Source organism: Polaribacter sp. 11A2H, assembly GCF_011379025.1.
GTDB lineage: Bacteria > Bacteroidota > Bacteroidia > Flavobacteriales > Flavobacteriaceae > Polaribacter.
This window is the reverse complement of the sequence record NZ_WTLD01000011.1, coordinates 113,227-122,185: the sequence shown is the minus strand read 5'-3', so window position 1 is coordinate 122,185 and position 8,959 is coordinate 113,227. Positions and strand designations below refer to the sequence as shown.

At 29.4% G+C, this 8,959-nt stretch carries 6 protein-coding genes; 4 read left to right on the top strand and 2 right to left on the bottom strand.

Annotation, left to right across the window (positions count from 1 at the left end):
• Window positions 1-809 precede the first annotated feature (809 nt).
• Window positions 810-1,592, bottom strand: coding sequence for a nitrilase family protein (locus GQS58_RS13735; RefSeq protein ID WP_166386856.1), 783 nt, complete (start codon window positions 1,590-1,592; stop codon window positions 810-812).
• 148 nt (window positions 1,593-1,740) lie between these two features.
• Between GQS58_RS13735 and GQS58_RS13730 the strand changes: the two genes are divergently transcribed.
• The 4 genes from GQS58_RS13730 to GQS58_RS13715 all read left to right on the top strand — a co-directional run bounded on the left by GQS58_RS13730 (window position 1,741) and on the right by GQS58_RS13715 (window position 7,483).
• Window positions 1,741-4,479, top strand: a complete 2,739-nt coding sequence (locus GQS58_RS13730) for a PD-(D/E)XK nuclease family protein (protein ID WP_166386854.1) — start codon at window positions 1,741-1,743, stop codon at window positions 4,477-4,479.
• A gap of 148 nt (window positions 4,480-4,627) precedes the next feature.
• Window positions 4,628-5,962 carry an MATE family efflux transporter gene (locus GQS58_RS13725; protein ID WP_166386852.1) on the top strand — a complete coding sequence of 445 codons (1,335 nt, stop codon included), beginning with the start codon at window positions 4,628-4,630 and terminating at the stop codon, window positions 5,960-5,962.
• A gap of 148 nt (window positions 5,963-6,110) precedes the next feature.
• On the top strand, window positions 6,111-6,878 hold the full coding sequence (locus tag GQS58_RS13720) for an enoyl-CoA hydratase/isomerase family protein (protein ID WP_166386850.1): 768 nt from the start codon (window positions 6,111-6,113) through the stop codon (window positions 6,876-6,878).
• 44 nt (window positions 6,879-6,922) lie between these two features.
• Complete coding sequence (locus tag GQS58_RS13715; RefSeq protein ID WP_166386848.1) at window positions 6,923-7,483, top strand: MOSC domain-containing protein; 561 nt, start codon at window positions 6,923-6,925, stop codon at window positions 7,481-7,483.
• 231 nt (window positions 7,484-7,714) lie between these two features.
• Here the strand turns inward: GQS58_RS13715 and GQS58_RS13710 are convergent, their stop codons facing one another.
• The gene (locus tag GQS58_RS13710; protein ID WP_166386846.1) at window positions 7,715-8,857 is read right to left on the bottom strand and encodes an ATP-binding protein; all 1,143 of its coding nucleotides are present in this window, start codon (window positions 8,855-8,857) and stop codon (window positions 7,715-7,717) included.
• Window positions 8,858-8,959: the final 102 nt, after the last annotated feature.

Here is an 8,959-nt window from a genome sequence, read left to right as displayed (position 1 = left end):
GCCTTGCGTGTATTCTAGTTATTTGTCAATCTGAATTTATTTTAGGTTTACATTAATTCTTTGGAATTGAGTTTTTTTTCTGCTAAACTGAAAGCACAGTCTTTTTTTTTATTCTGTGTATTAGATAAGACCATTTAAATTGTCATTTCGATTGCAGGTAAAATCTCATACGCTTTATAATACAATACTTTACACTGTTATGTGATTTCTCTCTCCAAAATTTAGAAATGATAATTGGGTGTATAATGTGCCAATTTCTATGATAATTATTATAAACCATGGCTAGCCTTACTTAATCTTTGTTATTTTTAGCAATCTTGTTCTATTTAATTTTTTATAAAGGATTGTATTTAATTATGTTGAGATATTGAAATAAGTTCAGTCTTATAAAGTTTTGTTTTTTTATGGGCTTAAATTGATTTATTTTATAAATTCATGAAATACAAGTAATAACAAGATCTATAATGATATACTAAAATGCTTTTTAGTAGTCTCTTAGTTGGTTGGTATTAATTTAATTGGATTATTTTTTGCGTGAAGGATAGAAGTGAAAAGCCCACAGTGAGGTACGAACGAGGACTTGTAATGGATAGCCTGACCATTTTTAGGGCATATGCTCCTTATTCTTATTCTTGCTTTTTAAAAATGGGCACGCCCTAATTGTTTATAATACTTTGTGATATTTATAAAGTTAAATAATAACCTTACTTAATAAATTATAAAATGATTAGTATTTATTTACGATAGAAAGGTTGGTGGTGTTTTTATTTTTCTGTGTCTTAAAACCTATACATTTATTTGGTTAAATTTTATAACATAATTTTAAAAGTATCTTTATCATTTAAAAAACCCATTTTTTTCCTATTGTAATCTTGATCTGTTTTAACTAAACTTGACTTTATAACTCCTACTTCATTATTTTTAAGCTTAGAAGTTTCTTCACCAAAAAAATTAACAACTAGTGAGTTTCCTGTATATTCATAATTATTAGCGTCTTTTCCGGTTCTATTCACACCAATAACATAAGTCATGTTTTCTATTGCACGTGCTTTTAAAAGCGTACACCATGCTTTTATTCTAATAGTAGGCCAATTTGCCACAAATATTAAAAGATCGTAATTTTGTGTATTTCTAGCCCAAATAGGGAAACGTAGATCATAACATATCAAAGGACAAATTTTCCATCCTTTGTAATTTACAATTAGTTTTTCTGTTCCTGAAGTGTATACTTTATCCTCTGCTGCTAAAGTAAAAGAATGTCGTTTATTATAGGTTTCTATTTTGCCTGATGGATGTATAAAGACCAAACGATTGTAGAAATTCCCTTGCTCAGAAATCACTAAACTTCCACAAATGGCAAAATTATTTTCTGTAGCCATTTTAAGCATCCAAGAAATGGATTTACCATCCATTTTCTCTGCTACTTTTTTTGGATTCATGGTAAAACCAGAAGTAAACATTTCTGGTAACACTACTAAATCTGTATTTTTAGACAGTGTATTTATTTTTTGTTCAAAAAAAGTAAGATTCTTGGCTGGATTTTCCCAAGCTAAATCTGACTGAATACCAACTATGTTTAATTCATTTTGCATTTTTTTATTCTTAAAATTAAAAATTTGATTACTCAAAAATAGGATAAAAATTGTAATTTGGTATTTCATATGAACCTCTCAATTTCGCTTTTTGTAGACAGTTTTTTCTAAATGTCTGTTTTAACGGAGTTGAGACCTACTTTAAACTATGCAATCTTTTATTTCTACTACAATAGAGACTATTTTAAAAACAACAAAATCTTTTGAAGATGTCATTTTTGTACTTCCTTCTCAAAGAGCAAAAGTGTTTGTAAAACAAACCTTTAAAGATAAAATTACCGTTGGTTTTTTACCGGAAATTATAAATGTAGAGCAGTTTATCAACAAAATTTCTGGAATTGAAAAGGCTGATAGCATTCAGTTATTATTTCATTTTTATACTATTTATAAGGGTATTGAGAAAGAACCTGTAACTTTTGATGTGTTTGCTTCTTGGGCTTTTACGGTTATTCAAGATTTTAACGAAATAGATCAGCACTTAATAGCAACTAAAGACATTTTTCATTATTTGAGAGATATTCAGCGTTTAAAGAAATGGTCTGTAGAAGGAGAGTTTAAAGAAACCGAATTAATGAAAGATCATTATTTGTTTCTTGAAAAACTAAATACTTATTACAATGCTTTTTATCAATTTTTAAAAGAAAATAATATTGGGTATCAAGGTTTAATTTATAGAGAGTCTTGTAAAAAAATAGATTCTTTTTTAGAAAAAAACAGCGATAAAAAATTCTTTTTCATTGGATTTAATGCCTTAAATGCAGCAGAAGAATTATTATTTCAAAAAGTTTTAGAAATTGGAAATTCAGAAATTTATTGGGATATTGATGAATCTTTTTTTAAATCTAATCATCAAGCAGGTAAATTTATAAGAAGATATAAAAAGGAGTGGAGATATTATGAGAAAAATGATATAAAAACCTTAGGTGACACATTTTCTGCACCTAAAAATATAGAGGTTATTGGAGCTTCTAAAAATACCACTCAAATTAAATATGCAGGTGAAATTTTAGAGAAAATTACAGATTTTAAAAATACGGCTTTGGTTTTAGCAGATGAAACATTGTTGCCAATTACGTTAAATTCTTTGCCCAAAAATATTAATGCGATTAACATTACTATGGGGTACCCATTAAAAGATGTACCTACAACCAACTTATTGTTTTCTATATTTCAATTGTTTATTTCTCAAGATAAATTGCAAAAATCAATTGTAAATGAGTTTTATTATAAAGACGTTATTCGGTTTTTAAAACATCAATCTATTTATAGATTGATTCCAGAAATAGATACATTTTCAGATAATATTGCAAAGCATAATCAGACCTTTATCAATCAGAATGATATTCATAAATTATTAGAAAATTCAGAAGTGGCATTAAAACAGGTGTTGGTTTTAATATTTAGCTCTTATGCTTCCGTAGATGAATTTATAGACAGAATTTTAAACTTAATAAACTACCTAAAAGAAGATGTTAGCGATTTAGAAAAAGAATATTTATTCAGATTTTACACCACATTTACGCAGTTAAAAACATTGCAAAATGAGTTTAAATATTTCCCTGATTTAAAAACATTAGCTCTTTTTTTTAGACAATTAATTTCTTCTGAAAGTTTATCCTTTCAAGGAGAACCATTAAGAGGTTTGCAATTAATGGGAATGTTAGAAACCCGTGTTTTAGATTTTGAAAATATTATTTTAGTTTCTACCAACGAAGGAGTTTTACCAGCTAGTAGTCAGCAAAATTCTTTTATTCCTTTTGATGTAAAAGTAGAATTTGGTTTGCCAACCTATAGAGAAAAAGATGCTATTTTTTCGTATCACTTTTTTAGATTAATGCAAAGAGCAAAAAACGTTTTTATCATTTATAATACAGAACACGACGTTTTAGGAAGTGGAGAGAAAAGTAGGTTTGTTACGCAATTAGAAATGATGCGAACAGATGTAATTCAGAAAACTGTTGCTCCTAAAGTTGTGAATCAAAAAGTTGAATTAAAAGAAATTAAGAAGGATGAAACCGTTTTAGAAAAATTGAAGGAATTGGCTGAAAAAGGAATTTCTCCTTCTGCATTAACCAATTATTTATACAATCCGATTTCGTTTTATAAGCAAAAAATAATCAAATTAAAAGAGTTTGAAGATGTAGAGGAAACCGTTGCTTATAATACTTTAGGTACAGTTGTTCATGAAGCTTTAGATGAATTATATGTGCCTTTTGTGGGGAAGTTTTTACAAACAGAAGACATCGATTTAATGCGTACAAAATCGAAAGATTTAGTAGTGAAACATTTTAAGAAAGCTTTTAAAAATGGAGATATTTCTACAGGAAGAAATCGCTTAATTTTTGAAGTTGCAAATAGATTCGTTAATAATTTTTTATCACAAGAGAAGGACTTGTTAAAAGACAAGAGCAATCAATTAAAGATTATTGCTACAGAAGAAAATTTATCAACAGAAATAGAAATTGAAGGAATTGATTTTCCTATAAAAATTCACGGTTTGGTAGATAGAGTAGATCAGTTAAATGGTGTTTTGCGTATTATCGATTATAAAACAGGTATGGTAAGCGGTGCAGATTTACGTGTGGTAGAATTCGAAAGATTAAGAGAAAAAGAACAACATAAAGCCATTCAAGTACTATTATACGCTTATTTGTACACAAAAAGTAAAAAGTATGATTTTAAGAAACCTTTAGAAGGTGGTATTTATTCTTTTAAGAACTTAAATAATGGTTTTTTATCGATTAACTTTTCATCGAATTATAGAAAACCCGATGTAGAAATTACCGAAGAAAAATTAGAAGAATTTATTGTTGAGATAAAAACCTATATTAAAGAGATGTACACGCTAGAGGTTGATTTTATCGAGCCAGCAGATTTAAGGTATTAAAACTTTTTTTTGCTGTTACCACCAGATACAGGTTTTCTTTTATAAGTTCTCGTTCATTACTCATAATGGGATTGGATTTTATCTTGAACGTATTATAAAGGCTACAATCTTTAACGCAAATGTAATTACCTTTGCAAAAAATAATTTTTTGAGCACAACTATTACTTTAAAGAAGATTAATAAGTTAGCAATTCCTGCTTTAATTGCAGGTATTGCAGAACCATTATTATCTATTACAGACACAGCAATTATTGGTAACATTTCTGAAAACGCAACAGAAAGTTTGGCAGCTGTTGGTATTGTAGGCGCATTTATTTCTATGTTAATTTGGGTTTTCGGACAAATTAGAAGTGCTATTTCTTCTATTGTTTCTCAATATGTAGGCGCTAATAAATTAGAGGAAGTAAAAGGTTTACCAGCGCAGGCTATTGCCATTATAGTTTTTGGAAGTTTAGTAATATTGGCAATTTCGTATCCATTTTCAAAAGAAATTTTTCAATTTTATAATGCATCCGGAACCGTTTTAGAATATTGTGTTACCTATTTTAAAATACGAATATTTGGATTTCCATTTTCACTTTTCGTATTTGCTGTTTTTGGCATTTTTAGAGGTTTACAAAATACTTATTACCCAATGATTATTGCAATTATAGGGGCTTTGTTAAATGTTTTTTTAGACATTATTTTAGTATACGGAATTGAGGGCTATATACCAGCCATGAATATTGAAGGTGCTGCATATGCAAGTATTATTGCGCAAATTACAATGGCTATTATTGCTCTTGTTTTGTTGCTGAAAAAAACGGCTATTTCATTGAGGATTTCGTTTGAAGTTCATTCAGAAATTCCACGATTATTAGGGATGATTGGCAATCTTTTTGTAAGAACTATTGCCTTAAATACCGCTTTGTACCTTGCAACTTCTTATGCCACAGATTATGGTAAAGAATATATTGCCGCCTACACTATTGGTATTAATATTTGGTTGTTAGGTGCTTTTATGGTAGACGGATATGCTAGTGCAGGAAATATATTATCCGGAAAATTTTTAGGAGCAAAAGATTATACTTCTTTGGTAGAACTAAGTAATAAACTTTTAAAATATGGATTGGCAATAGGAGTACTTATTGGTATGGTTGGTTTTATTTTTTATAATTTCATCGGACAAATTTTTACAAAAGAGCCCGCTGTTTTAGAGCAGTTTTACAATGTTTTTTGGATTGTTTTATTAATGCAACCTATAAATGCCATCTCTTTTATTTTTGATGGAATGTTTAAAGGAATGGGAGAAATGAAATATTTAAGAAACCTCTTACTTCTTTCTACTGCATTGGTATTTATACCGACATTATTGATTTTTGATTATTTCGATTTAAAATTAATTGCAATTTGGATTGCCTTTACACTTTGGATGATTGCAAGAGGATTGCCATTAATTATTAGGTTTAGATCTAAGTTTATACCTTTAGTAGTCAACGAATAATTTTTACGTGTCATTCCGAAATGAGCTTTTTAGCGATTGAGGAATCTTATTTTTTAATTTCTTTAATTGATTTTCTAAAGATTAAAAAGTCTCATTCAAAAAAGACATTCAAAATAAAATCCACTATTTTTACAAAAAGATACATTCTATGAGCACTACAAGACAAAACGGAAGTTTATATACGAGTATTCAAAATAATATTGCAACGATTGAATTTGGACATCCTGCAAGTAATTCTTTTCCGAGTGAATTATTAGGAAGATTGAGTAAAGAACTAATTTTAGTTGGGCGTAATGAAGACGTATCTGTTATTATTTTAAAATCGGAAGGAGAAAAAGCATTTTGTGCCGGTGCTTCTTTTGATGAATTAGTGGCTATTTCTAATTTAGAAGAAGGAAAACAATTTTTTAGTGGTTTTGCAAACGTAATAAATGCGATGCGAACTTGTGGTAAATTAATTATTGGGAGTGTTCAAGGAAAAACTGTTGGTGGTGGAGTTGGTTTAGTAGCCGCCTGCGATTATGTGTTGGCAACTGAAAGTGCATCCATAAAATTATCTGAATTTACCATAGGAATTGGTCCTTTTGTAATTGAACCTGCTGTTACTCGTAAAATTGGAGTTGCAGGAACTGCAGAATTAACATTAGATGCAACCAACTGGAAAAACGCATATTGGGCAAAAGAAAAAGGTTTGTATGCTAGGGTTTTTGAAACTCAAAAAGAATTAGATGAAGAAGTTGAATTCTTCTCAGAAAAATTAGCGTCTTATAATCCGGTAGCCTTGATAGAAATGAAAAAAGCATTGTGGATAGGTACGGAAAACTGGACTGATTTATTAGCAGAAAGAGCGGCTATTTCTGGTGAATTAGTTTTATCTGATTTTACTAAAAAGGCACTAAAAAAGTTTGTAAAATAACAAACCTACAAGGTTCTTAAAACCTTGCAGGATACATAGGAATAATGAGAATCATATCAACAAATATCGGAGAACGAAAAGAAATAGACTACAAAGGAACGTTAGTAACTACGGGTATTTTTAAATATACTGTTGATGAACCTATCTTTTTAGATGCAGAAGACGTTAAAGGAGATACTATTTGTGATAGAGAAAATCATGGTGGAGTTTTGCAAGCAGTTTACGGATATTCTTTAAAACATTATGAATATTGGAATGCTATTTTTCCTAAGGTAGATTTTGAAATGGGAATCTTCGGAGAAAACTTAACGATTGATGATTTAGATGAAACTAAAATACATCAAGGAGATACGTTTAAAGTTGGTGAAACTATTTTAGAAGCAACCGTGCAAAGAGATCCTTGTTATAAATTAGGTGTTCGTTTTAACGATATGACAATTGTAAAGAAATTTTGGAAAACTACTTTTTGTGGTGTTTATTTTAAAGTTCTACAAACGGGTTTTGTAAAAGCTGGTGATAAATTTATTCAAATAAAAAGTTGTTCAGAAAATCCAACCATTGCAGATTTGTTTGTTGCTAAAAGAATTTTAAACGGTATTAGTTAAACTTCTTGTTATAGCTTTTTTTATAGAAACTTACTAGCTTGGTAGAATAAAGTAGCTAAATTTTTAAAAATTAACCACATAGTAACATAGAAAATATAGGTTTAAAGATTAACAGATAAAAAGACCCTTCAGGTTTAAAAAACCTGAAGGGTCTGATTTTGTTATTAAAAGAATATTTTTATGATTATCAAATTAATTAATAAAACGAGTAGCGGAAGATGGAAATAGCATCTAAACTGTCTCTTCTTTTTTATGTAAAAAGCGAGTCAATTTCATAGATAAATCTAACAAAATAATCTTCGGATTTCCGTTTCTTTCTATATGATACATGGCATCATTTAGTTCTTTTTCTATATCTAAAATATTACCAGAATGTACAAAAGGAGCAAATTTAGAAAGATTGAATCCGGTTTTAGACTCCATAAAAACCAGGTTTTCAGATTTATAATTTAGTAATAAAGCTTGTCTAAAAAACTGTAAACAATACTCTAAAAAACGCTTTTGAGTTTCTCGTCCAGTTTTAGCAATCGTGTCCGACCATTCAATTAATTGTTGCACAACGGCGGCGTTTCCTTTGGCTTTAAAAGCAGTTCTAATCCAAGCAATAAACCATTCTTCAAAAACAAGATCACTAGAATCGTTTTGTAATAATTGCAATGCTTTGTTGAAATTTCCTTCTGCCTGATGTGCTATTTTAGCAGCATCATTTTCTGAAACTTGATGCTTTTCAACTAGTGCATTAGAAATATCTTGCTCACTTAAAACAGGGAAATGTAATGCCTGACAACGAGATTTTATGGTATTTATAATCTGACCTTCATTTTCTGTAATTAAAATAAAGACCGTTTTTTCTGGTGGCTCTTCAATTAATTTTAGCAATTTATTTGCGGCAGCAATATTCATTTTTTCTGCCATCCAAATAATCATCACCTTAAAACCACCTTCGTAACTTTTAAGACGAAGTTTTTTTACAACTTCTTCCGCTTCATCAACACCAATAATTCCTTGTTTATTTTCTACCCCAATATGTTGTAGCCAATTAAACAAACTTCCGTAAGGTTGTGTTTCTATAAAGCTTCTCCAATCTTCTAAAAACAAACTACTCACAGGGTGTTTTTTTACGTTATCATTGGAAGTAACAGGATATGCAAAATGCAAATCTGGATGCTGTAATTTGTCGCATTTTAAGTTACAGACAGCTACATTATCAGAAAAATTACATAATAAAAACTGTGCGTAGGCAATTGCCATAGGCAAAGTTCCGCTTCCTTCTTTACCCACAAATAATTGTGCATGCGGAATTCTACCGTTTTCAGCAGATACTTTTAAGTGTTTTTTTATGTGTTCTTGGCCTATAATTTGGTTGAAAAGCATAGGCAAATATAAAATTTGTTTGTCATTAATCCACCAAATTTAGAAAGCAATCTTTTTCATTTTCGAATTCTTGGTAAGAGTAGTATTTGTTTTCGCAAACGT

Bases quoted from the DNA above. Each gene is read 5' to 3' on its own strand.
- GQS58_RS13735 (WP_166386856.1), bottom strand. From the start codon at position 1,592: ATGCAAAATGAATTAAACATAGTTGGTATTCAGTCAGATTTAGCTTGG.
- GQS58_RS13730 (WP_166386854.1), top strand. From the start codon at position 1,741: ATGCAATCTTTTATTTCTACTACAATAGAGACTATTTTAAAAACAACA.
- GQS58_RS13720 (WP_166386850.1), top strand. From the start codon at position 6,111: ATGAGCACTACAAGACAAAACGGAAGTTTATATACGAGTATTCAAAAT.
- GQS58_RS13715 (WP_166386848.1), top strand. From the start codon at position 6,923: ATGAGAATCATATCAACAAATATCGGAGAACGAAAAGAAATAGACTAC.
- GQS58_RS13710 (WP_166386846.1), bottom strand. From the start codon at position 8,857: ATGCTTTTCAACCAAATTATAGGCCAAGAACACATAAAAAAACACTTA.